Annotated in this window: 24 protein-coding genes; 19 read left to right on the top strand and 5 right to left on the bottom strand. The window is 60.0% G+C overall.

The features are described from left to right. A partial coding sequence (locus CVS27_RS20860; RefSeq protein ID WP_165788320.1) for a hypothetical protein occupies positions 1-181 on the top strand: 181 nt, incomplete at its 5' end. Positions 182-343: 162 nt separating this feature from the next. Here CVS27_RS20860 and CVS27_RS20855 read toward each other — a convergent pair. Then, on the bottom strand, positions 344-514 hold the full coding sequence (locus tag CVS27_RS20855; protein ID WP_165788164.1) for a hypothetical protein: 171 nt from the start codon (positions 512-514) through the stop codon (positions 344-346). A gap of 57 nt (positions 515-571) precedes the next feature. Next, positions 572-1,021: a hypothetical protein gene (locus CVS27_RS15015; RefSeq protein WP_103466658.1), complete on the bottom strand. Its 450-nt coding sequence runs from the start codon at positions 1,019-1,021 to the stop codon at positions 572-574. A 135-nt stretch (positions 1,022-1,156) separates the two neighbouring features. Here CVS27_RS15015 and CVS27_RS15010 point away from each other — a divergent pair, with 135 nt between their 5' ends. After that, complete coding sequence (locus tag CVS27_RS15010) at positions 1,157-1,417, top strand: DUF4235 domain-containing protein (protein ID WP_103466657.1); 261 nt, start codon at positions 1,157-1,159, stop codon at positions 1,415-1,417. Positions 1,418-1,609: 192 nt separating this feature from the next. After that, the gene (locus CVS27_RS15005; protein WP_103466656.1) at positions 1,610-1,876 is read left to right on the top strand and encodes a DUF7218 family protein; all 267 of its coding nucleotides are present in this window, start codon (positions 1,610-1,612) and stop codon (positions 1,874-1,876) included. 146 nt (positions 1,877-2,022) lie between these two features. Here the strand turns inward: CVS27_RS15005 and CVS27_RS15000 are convergent, their stop codons facing one another. Beyond that, positions 2,023-2,631: a flavodoxin family protein gene (locus CVS27_RS15000; protein ID WP_103466655.1), complete on the bottom strand. Its 609-nt coding sequence runs from the start codon at positions 2,629-2,631 to the stop codon at positions 2,023-2,025. Between the two features lie 369 nt (positions 2,632-3,000). Here CVS27_RS15000 and CVS27_RS14995 point away from each other — a divergent pair, with 369 nt between their 5' ends. From CVS27_RS14995 to arfA, 8 genes are all read left to right on the top strand, one after another. Continuing rightward, positions 3,001-3,447, top strand: a complete 447-nt coding sequence (locus CVS27_RS14995; protein WP_103466654.1) for a hypothetical protein — start codon at positions 3,001-3,003, stop codon at positions 3,445-3,447. 55 nt (positions 3,448-3,502) lie between these two features. Further along, the gene (locus tag CVS27_RS14990; protein ID WP_207767539.1) at positions 3,503-3,760 is read left to right on the top strand and encodes a DUF6458 family protein; all 258 of its coding nucleotides are present in this window, start codon (positions 3,503-3,505) and stop codon (positions 3,758-3,760) included. A 159-nt stretch (positions 3,761-3,919) separates the two neighbouring features. After that, on the top strand, positions 3,920-4,414 hold the full coding sequence (locus tag CVS27_RS14985) for a DUF1801 domain-containing protein (RefSeq protein ID WP_103466653.1): 495 nt from the start codon (positions 3,920-3,922) through the stop codon (positions 4,412-4,414). 221 nt (positions 4,415-4,635) lie between these two features. Beyond that, a complete protein-coding gene (locus CVS27_RS14980) occupies positions 4,636-5,640 on the top strand; it encodes a LacI family DNA-binding transcriptional regulator (RefSeq protein ID WP_103466652.1) in 1,005 nt (334 codons plus the stop codon). A 206-nt stretch (positions 5,641-5,846) separates the two neighbouring features. After that, positions 5,847-7,169, top strand: coding sequence for an extracellular solute-binding protein (locus tag CVS27_RS14975; RefSeq protein ID WP_103466651.1), 1,323 nt, complete (start codon positions 5,847-5,849; stop codon positions 7,167-7,169). A 74-nt stretch (positions 7,170-7,243) separates the two neighbouring features. Further along, positions 7,244-8,182 (top strand): carbohydrate ABC transporter permease, encoded by a 939-nt coding sequence (locus tag CVS27_RS14970; RefSeq protein WP_103466650.1) that lies wholly within the window; start codon positions 7,244-7,246, stop codon positions 8,180-8,182. A gap of 3 nt (positions 8,183-8,185) precedes the next feature. Next, positions 8,186-9,088 (top strand): carbohydrate ABC transporter permease, encoded by a 903-nt coding sequence (locus tag CVS27_RS14965; protein WP_103466649.1) that lies wholly within the window; start codon positions 8,186-8,188, stop codon positions 9,086-9,088. Positions 9,089-9,140: 52 nt separating this feature from the next. After that, complete coding sequence (arfA, locus tag CVS27_RS14960) at positions 9,141-10,679, top strand: arabinosylfuranosidase ArfA (RefSeq protein WP_103466648.1); 1,539 nt, start codon at positions 9,141-9,143, stop codon at positions 10,677-10,679. A 227-nt stretch (positions 10,680-10,906) separates the two neighbouring features. Here the strand turns inward: arfA and CVS27_RS14955 are convergent, their stop codons facing one another. Continuing rightward, on the bottom strand, positions 10,907-12,157 hold the full coding sequence (locus tag CVS27_RS14955) for a D-arabinono-1,4-lactone oxidase (RefSeq protein ID WP_103466647.1): 1,251 nt from the start codon (positions 12,155-12,157) through the stop codon (positions 10,907-10,909). A gap of 145 nt (positions 12,158-12,302) precedes the next feature. On the opposite strand from CVS27_RS14955, the gene CVS27_RS14950 reads away from it, so the two are divergent. The 5 genes from CVS27_RS14950 to CVS27_RS14930 all read left to right on the top strand — a co-directional run bounded on the left by CVS27_RS14950 (position 12,303) and on the right by CVS27_RS14930 (position 18,338). Continuing rightward, on the top strand, positions 12,303-13,292 hold the full coding sequence (locus tag CVS27_RS14950) for a LacI family DNA-binding transcriptional regulator (protein ID WP_103466646.1): 990 nt from the start codon (positions 12,303-12,305) through the stop codon (positions 13,290-13,292). 195 nt (positions 13,293-13,487) lie between these two features. Next, positions 13,488-15,218, top strand: coding sequence for a ribulokinase (araB, locus tag CVS27_RS14945; RefSeq protein ID WP_103466668.1), 1,731 nt, complete (start codon positions 13,488-13,490; stop codon positions 15,216-15,218). Further along, positions 15,215-15,895: an L-ribulose-5-phosphate 4-epimerase gene (locus tag CVS27_RS14940; RefSeq protein WP_103466645.1), complete on the top strand. Its 681-nt coding sequence runs from the start codon at positions 15,215-15,217 to the stop codon at positions 15,893-15,895. The genes araB and CVS27_RS14940 overlap by 4 nt, the downstream gene beginning before the upstream one ends. Before the next feature lie 29 nt (positions 15,896-15,924). Next, positions 15,925-17,451 (top strand): L-arabinose isomerase, encoded by a 1,527-nt coding sequence (araA, locus tag CVS27_RS14935; RefSeq protein ID WP_103466644.1) that lies wholly within the window; start codon positions 15,925-15,927, stop codon positions 17,449-17,451. 44 nt (positions 17,452-17,495) lie between these two features. Next, positions 17,496-18,338 carry an aldose 1-epimerase family protein gene (locus CVS27_RS14930; RefSeq protein WP_103466643.1) on the top strand — a complete coding sequence of 281 codons (843 nt, stop codon included), beginning with the start codon at positions 17,496-17,498 and terminating at the stop codon, positions 18,336-18,338. Positions 18,339-18,356: 18 nt separating this feature from the next. Here the strand turns inward: CVS27_RS14930 and CVS27_RS14925 are convergent, their stop codons facing one another. Then, positions 18,357-19,460: an FAD-dependent oxidoreductase gene (locus tag CVS27_RS14925; RefSeq protein WP_103466642.1), complete on the bottom strand. Its 1,104-nt coding sequence runs from the start codon at positions 19,458-19,460 to the stop codon at positions 18,357-18,359. 302 nt (positions 19,461-19,762) lie between these two features. Here CVS27_RS14925 and CVS27_RS14920 point away from each other — a divergent pair, with 302 nt between their 5' ends. The 3 genes from CVS27_RS14920 (at position 19,763) to CVS27_RS21490 (ending at position 22,875) form a co-directional block, all read left to right on the top strand. Then, complete coding sequence (locus CVS27_RS14920) at positions 19,763-20,608, top strand: NAD-dependent epimerase/dehydratase family protein (RefSeq protein ID WP_103466641.1); 846 nt, start codon at positions 19,763-19,765, stop codon at positions 20,606-20,608. 38 nt (positions 20,609-20,646) lie between these two features. Further along, positions 20,647-21,678 carry an aldo/keto reductase gene (locus CVS27_RS14915; RefSeq protein ID WP_103466640.1) on the top strand — a complete coding sequence of 344 codons (1,032 nt, stop codon included), beginning with the start codon at positions 20,647-20,649 and terminating at the stop codon, positions 21,676-21,678. Positions 21,679-22,743: 1,065 nt separating this feature from the next. Beyond that, positions 22,744-22,875 carry a hypothetical protein gene (locus CVS27_RS21490; RefSeq protein WP_279325074.1) on the top strand — a complete coding sequence of 44 codons (132 nt, stop codon included), beginning with the start codon at positions 22,744-22,746 and terminating at the stop codon, positions 22,873-22,875. Positions 22,876-22,911: the final 36 nt, after the last annotated feature.

Raw genomic sequence — 22,911 nt, 5'->3', positions numbered from 1 at the left:
GACGTACCGCCATGCCAAGGCCATCGGCGGCTGGGGCGGGGCAGGAGTTGCACTGGAGGCTGCGGGCGTGGCCGCCGGCGCCCCTGGAATAGTGCATGGCTTCCCGGGTGAAGTGGTGGAAGGGATTGGGCAGTTACTGGCACACCACCGGGTGTGGGACAGGTTCGCGCCCAAGCCGTAGACGGCCGAGCCTTCACGGCCGCGGAAAGCGCGGCTTTGACCGCTCATGGCCATAATCAGCAGGCCCTTGGCCGGTCCCGCCGGGACCGGCCAAGGGCCTGCTGATCGATGTGCCGGCCGCTGCGGGCAGCTTGCAGTTCCACGGTTTTACCGGCTTTGGAACTCAGCCGGCATCGAAACTCTTGTCTCCGCTTTCCTGGCCGTGGTCCGTGTCCGAACTTTGCGCGTCTGTGCCGGATCCATCGGGAAGTTCGTCAACGTCCTTCGCTTTGTTTCCCTTGGTTGGCGGACTTTTGGGGTTCTCCTGCTTGTCTGCGTCCTCGTGTTTTTGCATGTGCGCTCCTGAGTAGTGTGGGCTGGGGTGTGCTGTCAGAACCGGCCCGCGGTTGAATTATGCATCGCCTGCGGCGTCCTCATCGGATTCAGAGGAGAACGATTCACGTTCCGCCCTGGTGGGGCCTGCGTTGTCCTCGGTCAAGGGTGCGTCCGCGGATGGGAGGTCCTGGCCAGCCGCATCGTCCCCTGGTTCGTCCGAGTCATCCGCACCTACACGTGCAAGCTCCTCGCGGAGTTGATCATCAGTGCCACCGAGCCTCCCGGCTCCGGGTTCGCCGTCGCTGCCGGCATCTTCGTTTTCAAAGAAGTTCCGATCCGGAGCGCCCAAGCTCTTGTCGTCACCCAGCGCTTGCTCGTCGCTTTCTTGACCGCGCAGCGTTGGATCCGGTGAGCCCGGATTGGTGGCCGCCCCTTGGGGCATTTCATCTTCAGGGGTTGGAGAACCGTAGCCGGTTTCGACCGGTTCCTGGCGGCGTTCCGTGTTGGCGGAATCGTTGCTGTTCATGGTGCTCTCCTTAAAGTAGGTGGTGGGCCCGTCTCTCACACTGTAACTACATGCTGTGACTTGCGAAACCCCGCGGAGTTGGGAACAGTAGGTGGAGAAGCGCTACAACTTCCTTGAGAATCTGGAGAATATGCAATGAACATCCTGATTAAGCTTTTGAGTGTCCTCGCAAGCGTGGCTGCCGGCGCCGTGGCGCGCAAGGCACTGGCCGCGGGGTGGAGGAAGAGTACAGGAAGTGAACCGCCCAAGGATGCCGGGGACCCGCGAAATTCCCTGCCAGGTGTCCTAGTTTTTGCCCTGGTCACCGCCGCGTCAGGTGCCATCATCCACGTGCTGACCCAACGCTGGGGACGAAAGGCCACGCTTCGCCTGGAGCAAACCCCCGGCGAGGTATAGACAATTCACCACAGCCCAAGCAGTTTCAGATGCCGGCGCAACCTCCACTTCCCCAGCCGGCGTCCTTGCAGGGGTCGTTGAACTGCTGAACAAAAACTTGGCTCAGGAAAATGTGGCTATCGAACAGATCATCGTGGCATCTGATGGAATCGCCTGCTCAGATACCGCCGTTCATCAGGGAAGGAAGAGAACATGCCCAAGAACCAAAACCCCAGTTTGAAGGATCCAGAGATGTACGAGGCGCTCCGGGACGATGGTGCGTCTGCCCAAAAGGCAGCCAGGATTTCCAACGCAGCGGCCAAAGAAGGCCGTTCCACCATCGGCCGTAGAGGTGGCAAGTCCAAAGACTATGAGGACTGGACAGTGTCGCAACTAAAGGACAAGGCCAAGGAAATTGGACTCAAAGGTTATTCAAGGCAACGCAAGAATGAGCTAATCCAGTCACTGCGTAATTCATAGGTGGTGGCAGAACCCCTATTATTCGGCAGCAACCAGGTAACTGCTCCCAGTGAACAAGAACAGGTCAAGGGCACCGCGAAAGATAAATCGGTGGACATCAAGGCCCATCCGAAGGGGGACGGCGCGGACATCCAGACAGTATCCGTCTACGCGGGTGGGTAGTTTTCGTTTCGAAGGACGCGTGCCAGGTGAGCGGCATTGCGGGACAGTACCGCTGAGGCAGCGGCCACTACCTCGGGAATAGTGTCGAGGTCCTTGTAGTCCACAGTATGCATGGCTTCACCCACCCAGTACGTCGATCCCTGAGCGGGAAAGGTGAAACCGACGTCGTTCATCCCCTGCATCATGTCGGCAATGACTTTGTGGGCGCCGTCCTCATTTCCTACAACGGCGACGGCGGCCACCTTGCCGAACATGATGGGTCGGCCCTGATCATCAGTCTCGGACAAGTCTGCGTCGAGCCTTTCCAGAACCCGCTGTGCGACACTGCAGGGATGCCCCATCCAGATGGGGGTGGCAAGAACAACGATGTCAGCGGCGAGGATTCTTGCCCGGATGGCGGGCCATTCATCGCCGTCCCCCATATCGACCTTCACCCCAGGCTTTACCTCGTGGTCGACGACGCGCAGCGAAGCTGTGGTGGCGCCGTGCTTTTCCAGTTCGTCCAAAACATGGCGTGCCAAGAGTTCACTGCTTGAAGGTTCCGGAGACGGGGTGAGACTACAGACGATGGCGACGGCTGATAAGTCAGTCATTGGTGTTTTCCTTTCAAGATCGCGGAGGAACTGAATGGTTACACGCGCCCGCTGATCAGAACCAATCTTCTGCGTCGTTTGCAGGTGGCATGTGGCTTGCGATTCGACCGTTCCATGGGAAGAAGCATCGGCCTACTAGCAGTACATCACGCAAAGGGGCTGCTGGTCACTGTTCGTCCTGGCAGGGGTAATCGAATGAAACACCTGAAATGGTCATCCGGCCCGAAATGGTGGTTTTTGCGTCGGGGGGTGGGCAAAACCGGTATGAAGGTGCATGATGAGGCCATAAGGGCGCAAGTGATTTGCTCTGCACGGTCCAGGGGCAGGTGACGACGCTACCGCGGCAATATAGGACGGAGATGATTCGCCATGGACACAACGGCGTGGATTTGGATTGTCATAGCCATCATCGTGGTTTTGTTGGTTGTAGTTTTTCTGTTGAGACTCAACCGGCAGCGGCGAATGCACCAGGCTGAGGAACTGAAGGATAAGGCCCGCGAACAGGCGAGCAGATTGCGTGAGGATGCAAACGAATCTGGCCTGACAGCCCGGGAGAATCAGGCAGCGGCGGCGAGGACGGCGGCTGACGCCGAACAAGCTGCGGTGGATGCCGAACGGTTAAGGATTGAGGCGGAGCGGCAGCACTCGGCCGCCGCCGAAAGCGTCTCCCGTTCCAAGGAGCAACTCCATGAAGCAGCGGTCATTGATCCGGACGTTGATGTGTCAGCAAATGCAGGGACGCCAGACTCCACTTCCGACGACGAACCAAGTGCGGGTGGGCGCGGCCGGCACAGCCACGGGACGGGCAGCCCATAACCAGTCCCAGTCATTGCGTTCACAGTGAGTCGGTTGCCGAGGAAAGGAAAGAGTCATGAGTATAGGTGCAGGGGTATTGCTGTTTGTTATTGGTGCAATTCTTAGATTTGCGCTCACGGTTCAAGTGGCATGGATCGATTTGCTGCTCGTCGGTAACATCCTCATGGGTGCGGGCATTGTCGTCTTCGTGTTGGGTCTGATATTCAAGTTCCGCCGACGGAGGTCGGTGTCCAGTCGCCGCACAGTGATCGGTCACGAAGACGGTGGGAGCACAGTCAGGCGGACGAGCCATACCGACGACACGGGGCTCTAGTGCCATGCATGGCCATGGAGGGTGCCAATTTTGCTGGTGGAGTGCCGGCCATGGGCCTAGGAATGGAGACGGCTCGCCGTCGAATCCAAGGACTCCGACTCGGAATCTGCGGGCGAATTGCCAGCGCCTTCTTGCGATGCACAAGGAATAACGCGGACCATGACCAGCATGGAGAACGGTAAGGAAGAAGTGCAAGAGCCGGCCACGCGCGCTGCGGCAGAAGAAGGCGCAGCCTTCACGTTGCCGGAAGCCATGACCGGCAGGGCAAGCCCCGCGAAAGCGGCGGTCGGCGACAAGCCAGTCTTCTCCTACATCACCAGCCTGCCACAGCCGCAGCGCGGCATCGCTGAAGCGGTCGATGCGCTGGCGGCCAAAACGCTGCCGGACCTCCAGCGCTCCGTGAAGTGGGGCATGTCGTACTACGGCGTCGGCGACGGGTGGTGCTTTTGCTGCGGCGGCTTTGCCGGTCATGTCAAGGTCATGTTTGTCAATGGCGCGGCGCTTGAGCCAGTCCCGCCGGTGACACCGGTGGGGATGGGTAAGTCGACCCGCGGCGTGGAACTGGAATCCTTGATAGAAATCGACGAACACCAGATCGCGGCGTGGATGCAACAAGTCACATCCGTGCCAGGTGTTGGAGGCAAGAAACGCTGAACCCGTGGCCTGTTGAGCGTGTCCACACATTTCCCTGTGGACTGACCCAAAGCGTGTTCATGAACCCGGTTCCACCGGCGGGGCGCTCCTTGCAAAACGGCGGCCCAATTGCCGCAAAAGTGACAGATTCCCCTGGTGCTGGCAGGTAGTCTAAAGTTTCCACTCCGATGTGGCAGCGGTTCTCCATAACGCGAATGACGAGTCTGGGAAAGGGCGGTGCCATGCGGGCAACTGTCAAGGATGTTGCCCTGCGGGCTGGGGTGTCGCCAAAGACAGTCTCGAACGTCATCAACGGAATCGTGCCGGTGGCGGAGCGGACCAAAGCTCGGGTGGAAGCTGCGCTAGCAGAGCTCGACTATGTCCCCAATCTCTCTGCTCGTGGTCTGCGCAACGGGCGTACCGGCGTCATCGCCTTGGCTCTCCCGGATCTGGGTACCCCCTACTCTGCCGAGCTGGCGCACCATATTGTGGAAGTGGCGCACGAGCAAGGGTGGAGCGTGCAGATTGAAGAGACCGGGCCGGACCCGCAACGCGAGTTCGACCTCGTGTCCAAGGCGCGTTCCAACCTCATCGATGGGCTCATCCTGAACCCCGTAGCCTTGGATGCCAGTGCAATTGGTGTTGGTGGAAACTTGCCGCCCATGGTCATGCTGGGTGAAGTGGACCAGCGGCGCGTGGATCACGTGGGTGTCGACAACGTGGCTGCTGCCCGGAACATGACGCTCGCGCTGGCACATGGCGGACGACGTCGGATAGCTATTCTGGGTGCCACCGAGACTCGACGCACTGACACCGCCGAAGTCCGTACCCGCGGCTATCATCAGGCGCTGACTGAGCTTGGCATCGACCGGGATCCCCACCTGGAGATTCCCTGTGATGAATGGACGCCGCGGGGGAGTGCGGAGGCGCTGTGCAAGTTCCTGTCATTCAACGTTCTTCCTGACGCGCTCTTTTGCTTCACCGACTCCATAGCCATTGGCGCGCTGAGTGTCTTGGCTGCTGCGGGACATCGCGTGCCCCATGACATTCTCGTGGCAGGTTTCGATGACATTGACCATGGGCAGTATGCCGTCCCGGCGTTGACCACCATCTCCTTTGACAAGCGTGCCCTCGCGGAAGAAGCTGTACGGCTCTTGACCGAGCGCATGGCTGACCGGGACCGGGCTCCTGTGGAGGTTACCTTGCCTTACCGGCTCGTAGTCCGAGGCAGCTCCAGCGTTTCTTGATGCTGTTCAACGCCTTGCCTCAGGCTGAGGGAAAGACTTGAAATAGATTTTGTGCGCGCTAACAATTTCTCTTGCGCATGCCATTACAACGATGTAATCTGTGGAATAGATCACGTTTTAGCGGCCGCTACCTCTCCTCTTATACAACTTCCGGGGAGGGTGTGCGGCCTGAACAGGCAGTGTAATCGCGTCCAAAGGAGTGACCGATGAATCAACTTAACAGTGTGTCGAGGCGGCAGCTATTGCTCGGTGGTGGGATAGCCCTCTCGGGTGCCCTCGGCGCAACCTTGTTGTCTGGATGTGGAGGTTCCGCACAGGCCGCGAGCGAGTCACAATTGCGCTTCTGGCACTTGCTCTCCGGTGGTGACGGCATCAAAATGCAGGCCATGATTGACACGGCCAACGCCTCGCAGCAGTCATTCCACGTCAACCCCACAGTTTTGGCGTGGGGCGCACCGTACTATACGAAGCTCGCCATGGCGTCGGCGGGAGGCAGGCCCCCGGAGGTCGCCATCATGCACGCTTCACGTGTCACGGGATATGCTCCTGGAGGCCTCCTTGACCCTTGGGACGTGGACCTCCTGGCCAAGAACGGGGTCACCAAGGACGACTTCTCGCCGCGGATCTGGGAAAACAGCCTCCAGGGCGGCAAGCTCTACTCCATCGCATTGGACTCGCACCCCTTCATCCTGATGTACAACACGGAAGTGGCGCAGAAGGCCGGCGCACTTGCTGCCGATGGACAGCTTGAGATCGTCACCAGCCCGGACCGGTTCAAGGAAATGGCCCTGGAAATGGCCAAGGTCACGGGCAAACATGGCCTTTCGTATGGATACCTGAGTGATGGTGCGCAAATGTGGCGCTTGTTTTACACCTTCTACAAGCAGCACGGCGCCTCCATGGAACTGGTGCAAGGGCAAAAGGCCGTTGTGGATCGTGATGTGGCCATCGGTGTACTGGAGTACATCCACTCACTCCTTGACGACAAGATCGCAACCGCCAGCGGGGATGGCGGAACTGCCATCGCGGAATTTGCTGCCCAGGATTCAGGCATGCTCATGAGTGGTGTCTGGGAGTTGCCCACCATGCAAACGGCAAAGGTGCCGTTTGACGCCATGCCGATTCCCACCTTGTTTGGCACCCCCGCAGCCTATGCTGATTCGCACGCGTTTGTGTTGCCTCATCAGCTGAACCTTGATGAACAAAAGCGCAATGACGTGTATGCCTTTGTGGCCGACATCCTCAAGGGCTCCTTGAACTGGGCAAAAGCCGGGCACATCCCTGGATTTCAGCCGGTGGTGCAATCAGCAGAATTCAAAAACCTCCTGCCACAGGCGCACTACGCCGGTGCCGCCGAGATCATCAACTACGACCCGCGCGCCTGGTTCACAGGTTCGGGTTCAGACTTTCAGTCATTCTTTGCAGAAAACGTACAAAACGTCTTCCTGGGCCGGACCAAGGCCAAAGACGGTTGGGATGCGTTTGTGGAACGGTTGGACACATTGCTGTCCAAGCCGAATCCCGTGTAGGCCCCTAACCGCGGTCAAGCACGCCCTGTAGGTCATCTTTGGGAGAGTCATTTTGCGGCAAGGGAGCCAAAGCAATGAGTACGTCCACCGTTTCGACAGAATCACCTCAAGCGCCAATCCAAGTACTGGAAAACACCCATGCCGGCAGGCTGCGGCGGGACCGCAGGCACGGGTGGGGGTTCATGGCACTGTTCCTGGCATTTTTTGCCGTGTTCCTGATCTGGCCCTTGGTCCACGGCGTCTACATGAGCTTCACCGGAAAATCGCTCACAGGGGCCAATAGCTCGTTCGTAGGATTAGCCAACTATGTTGAGGCCCTTGGCGACACCGACATGTGGCATTCGATGGGAAACACTCTCTACTTCACCGTCATCAGCACGGTGCCGCTGGTTCTCGTGGCCCTGGCCATGGCAGCACTTGTCAACATGGGATTGCCTGCCCAATGGCTGTGGCGCCTGTCGTTCTTTGCGCCCTATCTCTTGGCTTCCACAGTGGTATCACTGTTCTTCGTGTGGATGTACAACCCCCAGCTCGGCTTGATCAACGAACTGCTGGGCAAGGTGGGAATCGCTCCCATTGACTGGCTGAACAATCCTGATGTGGCGATGTGGTCAATCGTGATCGCAACGCTGTGGTGGACCGTTGGCTTCAACTTTCTGCTCTATTTAGCCGCCATGCAAAACATTCCACAGTCACATTACGAGGCGGCGCAGTTGGATGGCGCCGGCGGTTGGCGGCAGTTCTTCTCCATCACCTTGCCCCAGATCAACCCGACAACGCTCATGATCGTCATCTTGCAAGTACTGGCCTCACTGAAGGTCTTCGACCAGGTCTACCAAATGACCGCCGGGGGCCCCGCCGGATCCACCCGGAGCATTGTCCAGTACATCTTCGAGACTGGCTTCACCGGGTACCGGCTGGGATACTCGGCTGCCGTTTCCTACATCTTCTTCGCCATCATCATTGTCGTCTCGATCTCCCAGTTCATTCTCACCCGCAAGAGGAGTGCATAAGCCATGGCATTGTCGACTTTCACGCCGCATTCAAGCACTGCCAAGGCGGCCCCCAACGTCCCAACATATCGGCGCAGAAAACGTATCTCGGCCAGTCGTGTGGCAGCCACCGTCATCGTTGCTGTCCTGTCGTTCACCTGGCTGGTCCCGTTCGCGTGGGCCACCATCACAGCCTTCAAAAGTGAGACTGAAGCCGCAGCCACGCCCATCACGATCGTGCCGAAATCGGGGTTCACCTTTGACGCCTTCGCGAAGGTGCTCCAGCAAGGCAACATTCCCCAATGGACGTGGAACTCGCTTTTCACCTCCACTGCCGTCACCATCATCACCTTGATCATCTCGACATTGGCGGCCTATGCACTGTCCCGCATTGACTTCAAGGGCAGAAAGGTGATGATGACAGTCATCGTGGCATCACTGATCGTGCCACCGCCGGTGCTGATCATTCCGTTGTTCTACCAAATGGTCTCGTTCCACATGATCGACACGTACTGGGGCATCATCTTGCCACAGGTGATCGCACCAGCCATGGTGTTTGTCCTGAAGAAGTTCTTCGACCAAATACCCCGCGAACTAGAGGATGCCGCGCTCGTGGACGGGGCAGGAAGAATTCGCATCTTTTGGCAGGTGGTACTTCCACTCTCACGCCCCATTTTGGCCGCCGTCGCCATCTTCGTTTTCATTGGCGCCTGGAACAACTTCCTGTGGCCCTTCATTGTTACCAATGACAGCTCCATGCTGACCTTGCCCGTTGGTCTGCAAACCATCAAGAGCGCCTACGGCATCCAATACGCCCAAAATATGGCCTCCGCCTTATTGGCAGCCCTTCCCTTGATTGTGGTGTTCCTCTTCTTCCAACGCCAGATCATCAAGGGCATCTCCACCACCGGCCTTGCCGGAACCTAAATTTTCCACCACAACACCGCCAAAAAACCTCAACAACAGGAGAATCAGCACTATGTCTCGTGCACGGATTAGTATTGACCGCGACTTCACGATCTCAGAGGTGCCACGGCGTCTTTTTGGCTCGTTCGTGGAGCATATGGGCCGGTGTGTCTATACCGGCATCTACGAGCCCGGCCACCGGGAAGCTGACGAGCAGGGTTTCCGCAAGGATGTCTTGGCGTTGACGAAGGAGCTGGGGGCCACCGTCATCAGGTACCCCGGCGGCAACTTTGTCTCCGGGTACAACTGGGAAGACGGTATTGGTCAGGTGTCCGGCCGGCCGCGCCGCCTGGATGGTGCCTGGCACACGCTGGAAACCAACGCGTTTGGCCTCCACGAGTTCGTTGACTGGTCTGCGAAGGCCGGCACCGAGATCATGGAAGCCATCAACCTCGGCACCCGGGGTGTGGATGCTGCCCGGGAGATCGTGGAGTACGCCAACCATCCCGGGGGCACCTACTTCTCAGACCTGCGGGCCAAGAACGGCCACAAGGATCCCTTTGACATCAAGCTGTGGTGCCTGGGCAATGAGATGGATGGTCCCTGGCAGATCGGCCACAAGACCGCCACAGAGTATGGTCGTCTGGCGCAGGAAGCCGGCAAGGCGATGCGTCTGGTGGATCCGAACATCGAGCTGGTTGCCTGCGGCAGCTCCAGCTCGTCGATGCCAACGTTTGGGGCGTGGGAGCAGACAGTTCTCACCCATGCCTATGACGAAGTGGACTACGTATCCTTGCATGCCTACTACCAGGAGCACGACGGCGATGCCGCCAGTTTCCTGGCCAGCGCCGTTGACATGGACTACTTCATAGAGTCTGTGGTTGCCACGGCGGATGCCGTCAAGGCCAAGGGCAAGCACAAGAAGAACATCAACCTTTCCTTTGACGAATGGAATGTTTGGTACCAAACGGGCCTGGATACCGAGGATCAGCCGCACCGGGTGAACGCGTCAGGCTGGCGTGAGCACCCGCGGGTGATCGAGGATAAGTACAACGTCACCGATGCCGTGGTGGTGGGTACGTTGTTGAACTCGCTGCTGCGCCACGGTGACAGGGTCAAGATTGCCAATCAAGCCCAGCTGGTCAATGTTATTGCCCCGATCCTGGCCGAGGAGAATGGTCCGGCCTGGCGCCAGAGCATCTTCTACCCGTTTGCCCGGATGGCCGAGTTGGCCAAGGGCCAGATCCTGCGCACCCACGTTGATTCGGACAAGGTCCAGACGTCGAAGTTTGGTGACGCAGACCTGGTGGACGTCAGCGTCACCTGGGATGAGGAAAGCGGGCGCATGGCCCTATTCTTTGCCAACCGCGGGCTGGAGGAAGCCGCCGATGTGGAGGTAGCCTTGCGCGGATTCGACGCCGGTCGGGTCATCCGGGCCGAGGTCCTCCAGACCCCAGAGGGCAAGGACCGCTTCACGAAAAACACCCTAACCCAGCAGGATCAGGTGGGCATGACCACACTCGACGGCGTCAAGGCAGCCGGAGACGAACTGAAACTGACACTGCCGGCCCTGTCCTGGGCAGTCGTGGAACTCGAAGTCGCCAAAAACTAAAAGCCGTACCCAAAATGGCTCGGTCTGTGGGGGGAGATTCCCCACGGACCGAGCCATTTGGTGTTGGTATGCGCCCCAGCTACTCATGCGAAATCTGCGTTTGAAACTGCAGCTGATGCGGGTGACAGAGCCGCGCACCCGCATCAGCTGCAGTTTCAAGTGATGTGGGCGGGGCTGTGGCGAACATCGACGAAGCTACGCCCCTGCAACAAAACTGAGCCACACCACTAGCGGCTGAAAAGCACCTTGTTCAGGTAGTCGTTGCGAAATTTTCCGGCGGGATCATGATGCTCTGCCATGGCCCGGAAGTCACTGAAGCGCGGGTACAGGCCAGCGAGGTCCGCTGCGTTGGCAGCAAACAGCTTGCCCCAATGCGGTCTGGCGCCATAGGCGGACAGCCGTGTCTCAATGACGGGAAGAACCGATTCCACCTGCTCCTGGAGTGGTTTCCAGGTCAGGTGCAGGGCTACGCTGTCTTGGTGATAGCTGGGGCTGAGCCAAAAGTCATCGGCTGCAACTGTCCTGATCTCCGAGATGAACAGCAGCGGGCCAATAAGTGCTGACAGGTCACGGAGCTCGGCTAAGGCGGCGCCTGCGTGTTCGCGGGGGAGCAGGTATTCGCTTTGCAACTCTTCACCATTGCTGGGGGTGAACTGCAATTGGAAGTGCGGCAGCCGGTCAAGCCAGGCACCGGCAATGTTCAGCTGCGGGGTGCAGTTCTCCGCCGACATCCCCGGCAGCGGGTGCAGCAGGACTGTAGCCGGGTGGGCGCCGTGGAATTCCTCCGGGGTTTCCAACGGGGACTGCTCGTCCCGGACCTTTCGCCAGACTTGGGCTATGGCCGGGCCGGAATAGCCGGTGAACAGACTGACGCTGTACCCGTCGGCGGCAACCGCGTCGAAGTCGTCCAAAACGCGGGACCACGGCAGCTCCAGAAAAACCTGCTGGCGGATCTTGAAGGATGGTTCGATGGCCAGTTCGACGTGCGTGATGATCCCCAAGGCGCCCAGGCCGACGACGGCGGCACGGAAGTCATCGCCGTCGTCCGCAGTCAACCGAACCAGGGTGCCCGAGGCACGGACCAGCTCGATCGCGGTCACAGCCGTGGCGAGTGAACCGTTGCTGACACCGGAACCGTGGGTACCCGTTTGGATGGCGCCTGCCACCGAGATATGCGGCAGCGAGGCAAGGTTGGGCAGGGCAAAACCGTGCTTTTCCAGATGCGCGCCGAGTGCCCCGTAGCTGAGGCTGCCGGCGACGCGAACTGTGCGCCGGTCTGTGTCGATCTCTGGCGCGCCGCCCAAGTTTTCGAGAGCCACGTGGATGCCGTCCGTGTCGGCAATAGTGTTGAAGCAATGGCGTGAGCCAAGGGCCTTAACGGCTGTGGCGCTGGAAACCATTTCCTGCAGTTCCTCTGTGGACCTGGGGATCTGCACGCTGGTTGACCGGTATTCTAGATTTCCTGCCCAATTCTTCATGATGTCCTTTGGGTGCACTGCGAATAGGGTGAGTCCACCCCAATGTTAGCGCTAACAACGTAGTATTGGTCAAGACCAGGCAATTTTTTACGTTGAAAGGGTTCCCGTGACGCCAATATCTGAAGGTCAGGGCCGGGCTCCAGTGATGGAGGACGTGGCGAAACTCGCCGGCGTGTCGCACCAGACTGTCTCGCGGGTGCTCAACGGAAACCCCAATGTCAGTGCCCGGACGCTTGAAAAAGTGCAGGGCGCGATTGTCGAATTGGGTTACCGCCGCAACACTGCCGCCCGCAGCCTCGTGACGCGGCGCTCGAACACCATCGGAGTTCTTGCCAGCGAGATGTCTCAATATGGGCCCTCGAACACGCTGCTGGCGCTCCAGCAGGCGGCGCGCGAGGCAGGGTACTTCGTCAGCATCGCCGGACTCGACGACGTCACCCCTGAAACCATTGAAGAAGCAATGCTGCGGTTTATGGATCAAGGTGTTGATGGAATTATTGTCCAGGTCCCGCACTCGGGCATCTTTGAAACACTAGTTAGCCTCAATCTTGGCCTTCCGGTGGTTGCCATCGGGGCCACCGGAGAAAACCGCCTAAGTGGCGTGGCCATCGACCAAACTGCTGGGGCGCGCCAAGCCGTTGAGTACCTCATTTCATTAGGGCATCAGCACATTGGACACGTGGCAGGCCCTGCCGGGTGGGTTGACACCCAGGCGCGGATTGAAGGTTGGCGCACTGCCCTGGCCCAGGCGGGTTTGCCGGAAGGGCCGCTCTTTGAAGGCGACTGGAGTGCGGGTTCAGGGTTCCGGGCGGGCCAGGAAATAATGCGTGATGCGCACGTTAGTGCCATTTTTGCCGGCAACGACCAAATGGCACTGGGCCTCCTGCGTGCCTTTGGTGAAGCGGGGATCAACGTCCCCGGCGACGTGTCAGTGGTCGGGTTTGACGACTGGCTGGAATCGGAGTTCTTCCTGCCGCCGCTGACAACAGTTCGGCAAAATTTTCAAGAGCTGGGCCAGCGGTGCGTTCACATCCTGCTGGCAGAGCTCGACGGCGGCGCCAGGGGCGGTGCGGACGTTGAGGTGGTTCCGGAGCTGGTAGTTCGCGGGACCACTGCCAGCCCCTCACTCAACTAGGGACTTTGCAGGGGTGGTGGGCAGCCCTTGACAAGGTCAATTGTTAGCGCTCACAATTGCTATATCAATCCACCTTGGCCGTCATTGGTTCTGGTGGGGTCCACGTCCTTCCCGTCCGCAGCCCCGGCAATGATGCTTTGCCGGATGGAGGTATCCATGAGCCATTCCCCATTCCAGCAGTCACCGCCGGACCGCATGGAACCGCCCAGTGCGCCCCAATACGTGGTCGGTGTTGACTACGGAACACTGTCAGGGCGTGCCGTTGTGGTTCGAGTGAGTGACGGCGCCGAACTGGGATCTGGCGTTTTTGACTACCCACACGCAGTCATGACCGAAAACCTGCCCCCAGGTGCCGCCCGCCACGTAAGTTTGGGCATGGATTGGGCGCTTCAGGTGCCTCATGACTACCGACTGGTGTTGGCGCATGCAGTGCCGGCGGCAATCCGTGATGCCGGCATTGACCCTGCACATGTCATTGGAATCGGCACGGACTTCACCGCATGCACCATGATCCCCACCCTGGCCGACGGCACCCCCATGAACGAACTTGCCGGGTTCGCTGACAGGCCCCACGCCTATGTGAAACTCTGGCGCCACCATGCTGCCCAACCACAGGCGGACAGAATCAATGACCTTGCCCGGGCCCGCGGCGAAGCGTGGTTGCCCCGCTACGGCGGGTTGATTTCCGCTGAGTGGGAATTCGCCAAGGGCCTGCAGCTGCTGGAGGAGGATCCCGAAATATACGACGCCATGGATCATTGGGTGGAGGCAGCCGACTGGATAGTGTGGCAGCTGACAGGCAACTATGTCAGGAACGCCTGCACAGCCGGGTACAAGGGCCTGCTCCAGGACGGCAGCTACCCGTCGGCCGATTTCCTGGCCGCGCTCAACCCGGACTTCGCGGACTTTATTGCCACGAAGGTGGATCATTCGATCGGGCGGTTGGGGGAGGCCGCCGGGACGCTGAGCGCAGAAGCCGCCTCCTGGACCGGGCTTCCCCAGGGGATAGTGGTTGCCGTAGGCAATGTTGATGCGCATGTCACGGCGCCGGCAGCCCGCGCCGCGGCGCCTGGTCAAATGCTGGCCATCATGGGCACCTCCACCTGTCATGTGATGAATGGGAATGGCCTGCGAGAAGTTCCTGGGATGTGTGGAGTGGTCGACGGCGGCATCATCGACGGACTGTGGGGTTACGAGGCCGGGCAGTCAGGGGTAGGTGACATCTTTGGCTGGTTCGTCAACAACGGTGTGCCGCCCAAATACCACGACGACGCTGTGGCGCGGGGCCTCGGGGTGCACGAGTACCTGACTGAGCTGGCCGCCAGCCAGGCAATTGGCCAGCACGGCTTGATCGCACTGGATTGGCACAGCGGGAACCGCTCGGTTTTGGTGGATCATGAACTTTCCGGCGTTGTGGTGGGCCAGACCCTCGCAAGCAAACCCGAGGACACCTACCGGGCATTGTTGGAAGCAACGGCGTTCGGCACGCGCACTATCATTGAGGCGTTCAACGGTGCTGGTGTCCCGGTGACGGAGTTTGTTGTCGCCGGTGGCCTGCCCAAGAACAAGCTCCTGATGCAGATCTACGCCGATGTTATCGGCCTGCCGCTGCGCACCATATCGTCAGCCCAGGCACCGGCCTTGGGATCGGCCATTCATGCTGCCGTAGCCGCAGGAGCCTATTCCGATGTGCAGGGCGCCTCGGATGCCATGGGCGCAGAACCGGCCGATGTCTATGAACCCATTCCCGAAAACGTGGCAGCCTACAACGCCCTGTTCGAGGAGTACACATCGCTTCACGACTACTTTGGCCGAGGCGCCAACGAGGTCATGCACCGGCTCAAGGCCATCCAAAAGAGGGCGCTTAGTGCCCGACCGGCAGAAGACCCCAAAGCTGTCAAGACAACAATGGGGGCGTTGGCGTGAGGGCGCTCCTTGGTGCCATAGAGCGGATTCGCTCCGAGGTTTGTGCGTTGCATGCCGAGCTGACCCGCAACGGTCTGGTGGTGTGGACAGCTGGCAACGTCTCGGGCAGGGTTCCCGGGCATGAGCTCATGGTCATCAAGCCCTCAGGAGTCTCCTACGACGACCTCCGACCGGAGCTCATGGTTGTCACCGACTTGTTCGGGACCCCCGCGAGCGGTGAGTGGGGCAACCCGGCGTTAGCGCCGTCGTCGGACACGGCAGCACACGCCTACGTCTACCGGCATATGCCAGAGGTGGGGGGAGTGGTCCATACTCACTCCACGTATGCAACTGCCTGGGCGGCGCGGGGCGAACCAATACCGTGCGTTTTGACCATGATGGGCGACGAATTTGGCGGGGAAATCCCCGTGGGCCCGTTTGCGCTGATCGGTGACGACTCGATCGGCCAGGGCATTGTTGCCACCCTGCAGAGCTCAACGTCACCGGCGGTGTTGATGAAGAACCACGGCCCCTTCACCATCGGAAAAGATGCCCGCGCTGCCGTGAAAGCGGCGGTCATGTGCGAGGAAGTCGCCAAGACGGTGCACGTATCCCGGCAACTCGGCGAACCTGCGGCCATTGATCCGGCCCTCATCGATGCCTTGTATGCGCGTTACCAAAATGTTTACGGCCAATAGGCCACTCAACTTTTAAGGAAGACTTGCTCATGACGAAGAACTCTGCGGCGTCCGTATCCCTTGACCACTATGAGGTGTGGTTCCTGACAGGCAGCCAACACCTCTACGGCGAAGACGTGCTCAAACAGGTCGCTGCCCAGTCCCACGACATTGCCGACGCCCTCAACGCAGCCTCCAACATTCCCGTGCGGGTCGTGTGGAAGCCGGTCCTCACAGACTCGGACGCCATCCGTCGCACGGCCCTGGAGGCAAACCTGGCCGATCATGTCATTGGCGTGAGCGCATGGATGCACACCTTCTCGCCGGCCAAAATGTGGATTCAAGGCCTGGACGCTTTGCGCAAGCCGCTCCTCCACCTGCATACGCAAGCGAATGTTGAGCTTCCGTGGGAAGACATCGACTTTGACTTCATGAACCTGAACCAGGCCGCCCACGGTGACAGGGAATTTGGCTATATCCAATCCCGGCTAGGCATTCCGCGCAAGACCGTGGTGGGGCATGTCTCCAACCCGGAGGTGCTGCGCCAAGTGGGCATCTGGCAGCGGGCTGCTGCCGGATGGGCAGCCATTCGTGGGCTGAAGCTGACCCGATTTGGCGACAATATGCGCAACGTGGCCGTCACCGAGGGCGATAAAACCGAAGCCGAATTGCGTTTGGGCGTTTCCGTTAATACGTGGAGCGTGAACGAACTCGCGGACGCAGTGCACGCCACCTCCGAAAGCGACGTGGATGTGCTGGTCGCCGAATATGAGGAACTCTACGACGTCGCCACAGAACTCGGGCGCGGCGGGGCACGCCACGAATCCCTGAGGTACGGGGCCAAGATCGAGCTCGGCTTGCGCCGTTTCCTGGAGACCAACGGCTCGGCCGCCTTCACCACCTCCTTTGAAGACTTGGGGGAGTTGCGGCAACTCCCGGGCCTGGCAGTGCAACGGCTCATGGCCGACGGCTATGGTTTCGGCGCCGAGGGCGACTGGAAGACGGCCCTGCTGGTCCGTGCAGCAAAGGTCATGGGCGCGGGCCTGCCCGGCGGGGCCTCCTTGATGGAGGACTACACCTACCACTTGGTCCCGGGTGCTGAAAAGATTTTGGGGGCACACATGCTGGAGGTCTGCCCGTCATTGACTACGTCAAAGCCACGCCTGGAAATCCACCCGTTGGGCATTGGCGGCAAGGAAGACCCCGTACGTCTGGTTTTCGACACCGACCCGGGGGCCGGCGTCGTTGTAGCGCTCTCCGACATGCGTGACAGGTTCAGGCTCGTTGCCAACGCCGTGGAGGTTGTGCCGCTGGAGCAGCCATTGCCCAACCTGCCTGTTGCCCGTGCGTTGTGGAGCCCGAAACCGGACTTTGCCACGTCCGCAGCTGCCTGGCTGACGGCTGGCGCCGCACACCACACAGTCCTTTCCACCCAGGTTGGGGTGGAAACCTTCGAGGACTTTGCCGAAATGGCTCAGACTGAACTGCTCACCATTGACGAAGGCACCACCATCTCTGCGTTCAAGAAGGAAATCCGGTGGAACCAGGCCTACTACAAACTGGCCGGTGGGCTGTGAACGAGATCGACTACCTGATCAAGTCCGGCGACTACTAGGCACGGATCACAGCGCACGGGGCAGCCCTGCGCGAACTCCAACACAACGGGCGCGACCTGGTGGTGCCATTCGATCTGGGAGCTCCCATCCCGGACTACAGGGGAATCATCGCCGCGCCCTGGCCCAACCGTATCGCCGACGGCGCCTACAACTGGAACGGGGTGATCCAACACCTGCCCCTGAATGAGGCGGATCGCGGCACCGCGCTTCATGGGCTCGTTTTTGATGTGCTGTGGGAGGTGGATGCCCACGGGGTGGATGCCCTCACCATGAGATGCACCGTGGAGGCGTCCAAGGGTTACCCCACGTCACTTGAGCTGGTAGTCAACTATCGCCTTGCCTCTGACGGGCTCCACTGCTCAGTGACAGCTACAAACACTGGAGCGGCCACAGCACCGTATGGGGTGTGCCCGCACCCGTATCTCATCGCCGGTGACTTTCCGATGGATGATTGGATGCTGTCATTCCCGGCAACATCCTATTTGGCTGTCACCCCTGACAGGTTGTTGCCTTTGGACCTGCACGCTGTAGAAGGCCATGCATTCGACTACAGGACTTCCCGGGTCATTGGGGCAACACAGATTGACCACGCATTTACAGGTCTGGGGACTGCACCCCAACTGCTCCTGAGCGACCCGGCCGGTACGCACGTGGGCATGAGCTGGGATGAAGGCTGTCCGTGGCTGCAAATCCACACCGCAGACAAGGCCGACGGCTCAGCCCACCGACTGGGACTGGCGGTAGAACCAATGACTTGCCCGCCGGACGCCTTCAACTCAGGAACCGACGTGGTGGTGTTGGAACCAGGCGCCACGCATTCGGTGCGGTGGCGCATTTTCGGCGGCTAGCCGCTTGATCCGGTGAAGCTAAGCCCGGAAGAGTGCCGGGGCCGGTTTTCCGTCGGCAAGGTCGGCCAGGACGCGCCCAATGGCCGGGGCGAACTTGTAGCCGTGGCCGGAGAACCCGGCACCAACAACCACGGGACCAAATCTGTCCAGTATGAAGTTCTCTGATTCCGTTGAGGTGTAGGTGCAGCTGATCGGCTCGCAAGCGGTGGCGTCGAGCCCGGGGAACCATTCGTTGGCGTAGCGTTGCAGGGCCGCCAACTGGACAGCTTCGGGGAGGAAATCGCGGGAGTCCGGGTCCACCACCGGACCCACTCCGTGCCAGCCGATCTTCACCCCTTCACCCGGCGTGAACATGCCATATGTGGGGCTGTACCAGTAGTCATCCGCAGTTGATCGCGGATCGGGACTGTGGTTGAAGCTGGGCCAGTCCACGGAGGCGTCCAGTGGTTGAAAATGTGCTGGTTGTTCTTGGGTGACAACCAGTGGGGGAAGCTCCATCAGTTGCGAAAGAACCTTGTGGGTCCAGGCTCCGGCGGTGACGATGACCCGTTCGGCGAGGAACTCAGTGGTGTCGGTAATGACTCTCACGCTATGGTCGCCGTGGACAATAATGTCCCGGACGGGGGACTCGTAGTGGAACTGTGCACCACCGGTTTCGGCGGAAGTGCGCAAGGCGGCAAGTGCCTCGGCGGCGCGGACACGCCCGGATTCCGGGACAAAGAGCACGTCACTGCGGAACGTCATTCCAGCCCATCGCTCCGAGGCCTGTTCGGCAGAGAGGAATTCGCTGTCGATGCCGAGGGACTCGTGGGACTGCTTGATCCCCAGCAGTGGTTCCACATTGCCGTGGTGGACCAGACCCACCAGGTCCAGCAACTGAGTGCCCGTCTCATGGGAAAGCCCGTCCCATAAGGCGCGAGCTTCGGTGACCAAGGCCAAGTATTCAGGCTCCCGGTAGGCAGTGTTGAAGTTGCGGGTTGTGCCATGGGAGGCGCCGAGTTGGTGTCCCGCGGCAAACTGCTCGAGCAGGGCAACTGACTTGCCGGATTGGGCAACAGCCCGAGCGGCGGCTGAGCCCATGACTCCTCCACCAACAACCACGACGTCGACCTGCGTAACCATCGGTCCTGCTCCAATTGTGATAGCGAATGGTGAATGTGTCGGTGCCAATCCTTTCACACACCGGCTGAAGCTCCCTCACGAGGCACCACGAGTGTGCCTGGTGCGGTCGCAAGCCGACACCTCTGAATTTGGGAGTACACCGCCGTACCCAATCCCGGCCTAGGGGTGGGCTTATCAGTCCTAGGAAGAACAGGGTGTGGCACAGTTGCTGACACGGCACCTGGAAGTGGATAGCGTAGCTTGCGGAGACCGTAGGGTGGCCGGCAGAGCAGAGATGCAATGATCTAGTTTAAGGAGTCCCGATGAGAATTGCAGTAACAGGCGGAAGCGGAAAGCTGGGTCGCCACGTGGTGCGCAGGCTGACTCAGGACGGGCACCAGGTGATGAATCTGGACCTCGCCGGGGAGCGGAGCCCGCAGCTGGTCGTCGTGGACCTGCGCAACTACGGCCAGGTTCTGGACGTCCTTTTGGGACTGGATGACAGGCACAGCGGCTTCGACGCCGTGGTGCACCTGGGTGCCATCCCAGCACCCGGCATCCTCCCGGATGCTGCCACCTTCGAGAACAACATGCTCTCCACCTACAACGTGTTCCAGGCGGCCAGGAGGGCGGGGATCAAGAAGGTGGTGTACGCCTCCAGTGAGACGGTGCTGGGACTGCCGTTCGACGTCGTCCCTCCCTACCTGCCGGTCGATGAGGGATACCCGGCCCGACCGGAAAGCACCTACTCACTGGTGAAACACCTGGAGGAGCAGATGGCCATGGAGCTGACACGCTGGGATCCGGAGTTGAGCATTGTTGCGCTTCGCTTCTCCAACGTCATGGATGTCCAGGACTATGCTGCCTTCCCGGCCTTTGACGCAGATGCCAGGGCGCGCAAATGGAACCTGTGGGGGTACATCGATGGCCGGGACGGCGCGCAGGCTGTGGCGCGGGCGCTTGACAATGGCCAGCCAGGATTTCAGGCCTTCATCATTGCCAACGCCGACACCGTCATGCTCCGTTCAAGTGCCGCCCTTGCCGCCGAGGTGTTCCCGACGGTGGAGGTGCGCATGGAACTCAGTGAACACCAGACCCTGCTGTCCATCGACAAGGCACAGCGACTGCTGGGATTTGCCCCGGAGCACAGCTGGCGTGACCACCAGTAGCACCACCCACCATCCCGATCGACAATTACAGGAGCATCATGCAATACCGCACATTGGGCAACAGCGGCGCAGTGGTTTCCCACTATGCGCTGGGCACCATGACGTTTGGGGCGGAGGCCACTGAGGAAACCTCCCACGCCATCCTTGACAACTATGTGGCAGCCGGCGGCAACTTCATCGACACCGCCGACGTGTACAGTGCCGGATTGTCCGAGGAAATCATTGGCCGCTGGCTGGCTCAACGGCCGGGAATGCGAGGGCAGATGGTTGTTGCTTCCAAGGGCCGTTTTCCCATGGGAAGTGCCCCGAACGACGTCGGCACCTCCCGCCGCCATCTGACGCGCGCCTTGGATGATTCCCTGCGACGCTTGGGGGTGGAACAGATCGACCTGTACCAAATGCATGCCTGGGACCCCATCACACCCCTTGAGGAGACGCTGCGCTTCCTGCACGATTCAGTCAGCCAAGGAAAAATCGCGTACTACGGTTTTTCCAATTTCCTGGGTTGGCAGCTGACGAAGGCTGTCCACCTGGCCAAGGCCCATGGCTGGAGCGCGCCGGTTACTCTGCAGCCCCAGTACAGCCTGTTGGTCCGGGAGATCGAGTTGGAGATTGTCCCGGCCTCCCTGGATGCCGGGATCGGCCTGTTGCCGTGGTCCCCGTTGGGCGGCGGCTGGCTCTCCGGCAAATACAAGAGGAACGCGCCGCCCGCCGGCGCCACGCGCTTGGGTGAGAATCCGCAGCGTGGCATGGAGGCGTGGCAGGAACGCAATGACGATCCCCGTACGTGGGACGTGATCGGAGCCGTGGAAGGGATCGCCGCAGACCATGGCGTGAACGCCTCGCAGGTGGCGCTGGCCTGGCTGGCAGACCGCCCCGCTGTAACGTCTGTGATCCTCGGTGCACGAACTACTGAACAGCTAGCAGACAACCTTGCCGCGACGGCTCTGGAACTTTCCGCGGAGGAGTCCTTGCACCTTACCGACATTAGTCAGCCCCGCGTGGGTGTCTATCCTTACGGCCCCAAGGCCCAGGAGCAGCGATCCCGCAAGATCCAAGGCGGCCGGTAGACACTGTGGCCGCCGCCTACTGTCAGTGGATTGCCTGGGACTCGACGGGCTGTGCCGATCTTTGCATCCACATTGAGGGGCGCTCGAGCGGATCGAACCCGAACACGTCCGGTACATGCCAAAGTTTCGGAATCCGCCCATCGCCACATCTTGCGATGCGCGGGATCTTCCCTTCGCCCAGACACTTTCTTCGATGAGCCACTGGTGCACCTTTGTCCAGTCAATGTCGGCGCTCCTTGAAGAGAAGTAATAATCCGGATTCATCCCACCGTCCAATCACAGGAGGAGTCGCTGACGCTGGACCAGAGCTAGCGCGACGGCGGCGGACAAGGTTTCACACCGTCGAGTCATGCCACTCACCCAGCTCTGATCACTGGAACCAGCAGGGATACTCAACTTGGGTCACCGCTCGGGACCGGGACCCTTCCGCATTGCCCGAGCAATGGGCCATGGGTTGGTACTGCAACCGTCATGGAGCTGCCGGGAATGTGCAGCAACCGAACGGGAATCATGCCGCGCCGATGACTATTAATTAATATTCAAGAATATTTCTCGGGGGACTGGATTTATGCGCGCTTTGTGCTGTAGCTTATGTATTAGTCCCCGACGATTCTGTCCGGGATGTTCGCGTGCAATCGAAGGGAGGCAATGATGTTTACACTTATCAAGTCCGGAGTTATCGGCTCCCGTCATGCCCTGCCCGGCACGCCTGTCAATCGCCGTCATATCTAAAACCATGACCGCGTAGGGCCGCCGCCGCAAGGCTGCCCGGCCCGGGCTGCGCTCATGCAGCCACTTTCAGACCGACTTTCTCTGGTCATTCGCCGCACCCAAAGCTGATACAGCTCCACAACTCGCGACTCCTTTTTGAGATTGACGAGTTGTGGCCGGCTGCTGCACAAGAGCATTGTTCGCCGGCCTGATAACACGCACAAAACCACTCGCGCTCTTTTGTGCTCTCATAATGCCGTTTTCTAATTCTTTCTGAAATATCTGGAAGGGCTTTATTTGTCGCGCCACAATATGTCCAACAATTCACTCCGAGCCTTGAAAGGAGGTGCCGCCATGAACCCCAAACCCATAAAGTCGACGATTAAGAGGATCTTCTTCACGCCCGTGGATCAGCAAAAGTTCGATCAGCTTCGAGACCGCCAGTATCGCGAGATCGTGCGTGTTGACCTGTTCAACATCCGGTAGGTTCCCCTGCCATCGCAGCCGTGCCGTTGACGGCAC

It is taken from the genome of Arthrobacter glacialis (assembly GCF_002909445.1).
GTDB classification, from domain to species: Bacteria; Actinomycetota; Actinomycetes; order Actinomycetales; family Micrococcaceae; genus Specibacter; species Specibacter glacialis.
Note: the sequence above shows the minus strand (reverse complement) of the source record. Positions and strands in the feature narration are given on the sequence as shown.

Bases quoted from the DNA above. Each gene is read 5' to 3' on its own strand.
- CVS27_RS20855 (WP_165788164.1), bottom strand. From the start codon at position 514: ATGCAAAAACACGAGGACGCAGACAAGCAGGAGAACCCCAAAAGTCCG.
- CVS27_RS15015 (WP_103466658.1), bottom strand. From the start codon at position 1,021: ATGAACAGCAACGATTCCGCCAACACGGAACGCCGCCAGGAACCGGTC.
- CVS27_RS15010 (WP_103466657.1), top strand. From the start codon at position 1,157: ATGAACATCCTGATTAAGCTTTTGAGTGTCCTCGCAAGCGTGGCTGCC.
- CVS27_RS15005 (WP_103466656.1), top strand. From the start codon at position 1,610: ATGCCCAAGAACCAAAACCCCAGTTTGAAGGATCCAGAGATGTACGAG.
- CVS27_RS15000 (WP_103466655.1), bottom strand. From the start codon at position 2,631: ATGACTGACTTATCAGCCGTCGCCATCGTCTGTAGTCTCACCCCGTCT.
- CVS27_RS14995 (WP_103466654.1), top strand. From the start codon at position 3,001: ATGGACACAACGGCGTGGATTTGGATTGTCATAGCCATCATCGTGGTT.
- CVS27_RS14990 (WP_207767539.1), top strand. From the start codon at position 3,503: ATGAGTATAGGTGCAGGGGTATTGCTGTTTGTTATTGGTGCAATTCTT.
- CVS27_RS14985 (WP_103466653.1), top strand. From the start codon at position 3,920: ATGACCAGCATGGAGAACGGTAAGGAAGAAGTGCAAGAGCCGGCCACG.
- CVS27_RS14980 (WP_103466652.1), top strand. From the start codon at position 4,636: ATGCGGGCAACTGTCAAGGATGTTGCCCTGCGGGCTGGGGTGTCGCCA.
- CVS27_RS14975 (WP_103466651.1), top strand. From the start codon at position 5,847: ATGAATCAACTTAACAGTGTGTCGAGGCGGCAGCTATTGCTCGGTGGT.
- CVS27_RS14970 (WP_103466650.1), top strand. From the start codon at position 7,244: ATGAGTACGTCCACCGTTTCGACAGAATCACCTCAAGCGCCAATCCAA.
- CVS27_RS14965 (WP_103466649.1), top strand. From the start codon at position 8,186: ATGGCATTGTCGACTTTCACGCCGCATTCAAGCACTGCCAAGGCGGCC.
- arfA (WP_103466648.1), top strand. From the start codon at position 9,141: ATGTCTCGTGCACGGATTAGTATTGACCGCGACTTCACGATCTCAGAG.
- CVS27_RS14955 (WP_103466647.1), bottom strand. From the start codon at position 12,157: ATGAAGAATTGGGCAGGAAATCTAGAATACCGGTCAACCAGCGTGCAG.
- CVS27_RS14950 (WP_103466646.1), top strand. From the start codon at position 12,303: ATGGAGGACGTGGCGAAACTCGCCGGCGTGTCGCACCAGACTGTCTCG.
- araB (WP_103466668.1), top strand. From the start codon at position 13,488: ATGGAACCGCCCAGTGCGCCCCAATACGTGGTCGGTGTTGACTACGGA.
- araA (WP_103466644.1), top strand. From the start codon at position 15,925: ATGACGAAGAACTCTGCGGCGTCCGTATCCCTTGACCACTATGAGGTG.
- CVS27_RS14925 (WP_103466642.1), bottom strand. From the start codon at position 19,460: ATGGTTACGCAGGTCGACGTCGTGGTTGTTGGTGGAGGAGTCATGGGC.
- CVS27_RS14920 (WP_103466641.1), top strand. From the start codon at position 19,763: ATGAGAATTGCAGTAACAGGCGGAAGCGGAAAGCTGGGTCGCCACGTG.
- CVS27_RS14915 (WP_103466640.1), top strand. From the start codon at position 20,647: ATGCAATACCGCACATTGGGCAACAGCGGCGCAGTGGTTTCCCACTAT.
- CVS27_RS21490 (WP_279325074.1), top strand. From the start codon at position 22,744: ATGAACCCCAAACCCATAAAGTCGACGATTAAGAGGATCTTCTTCACG.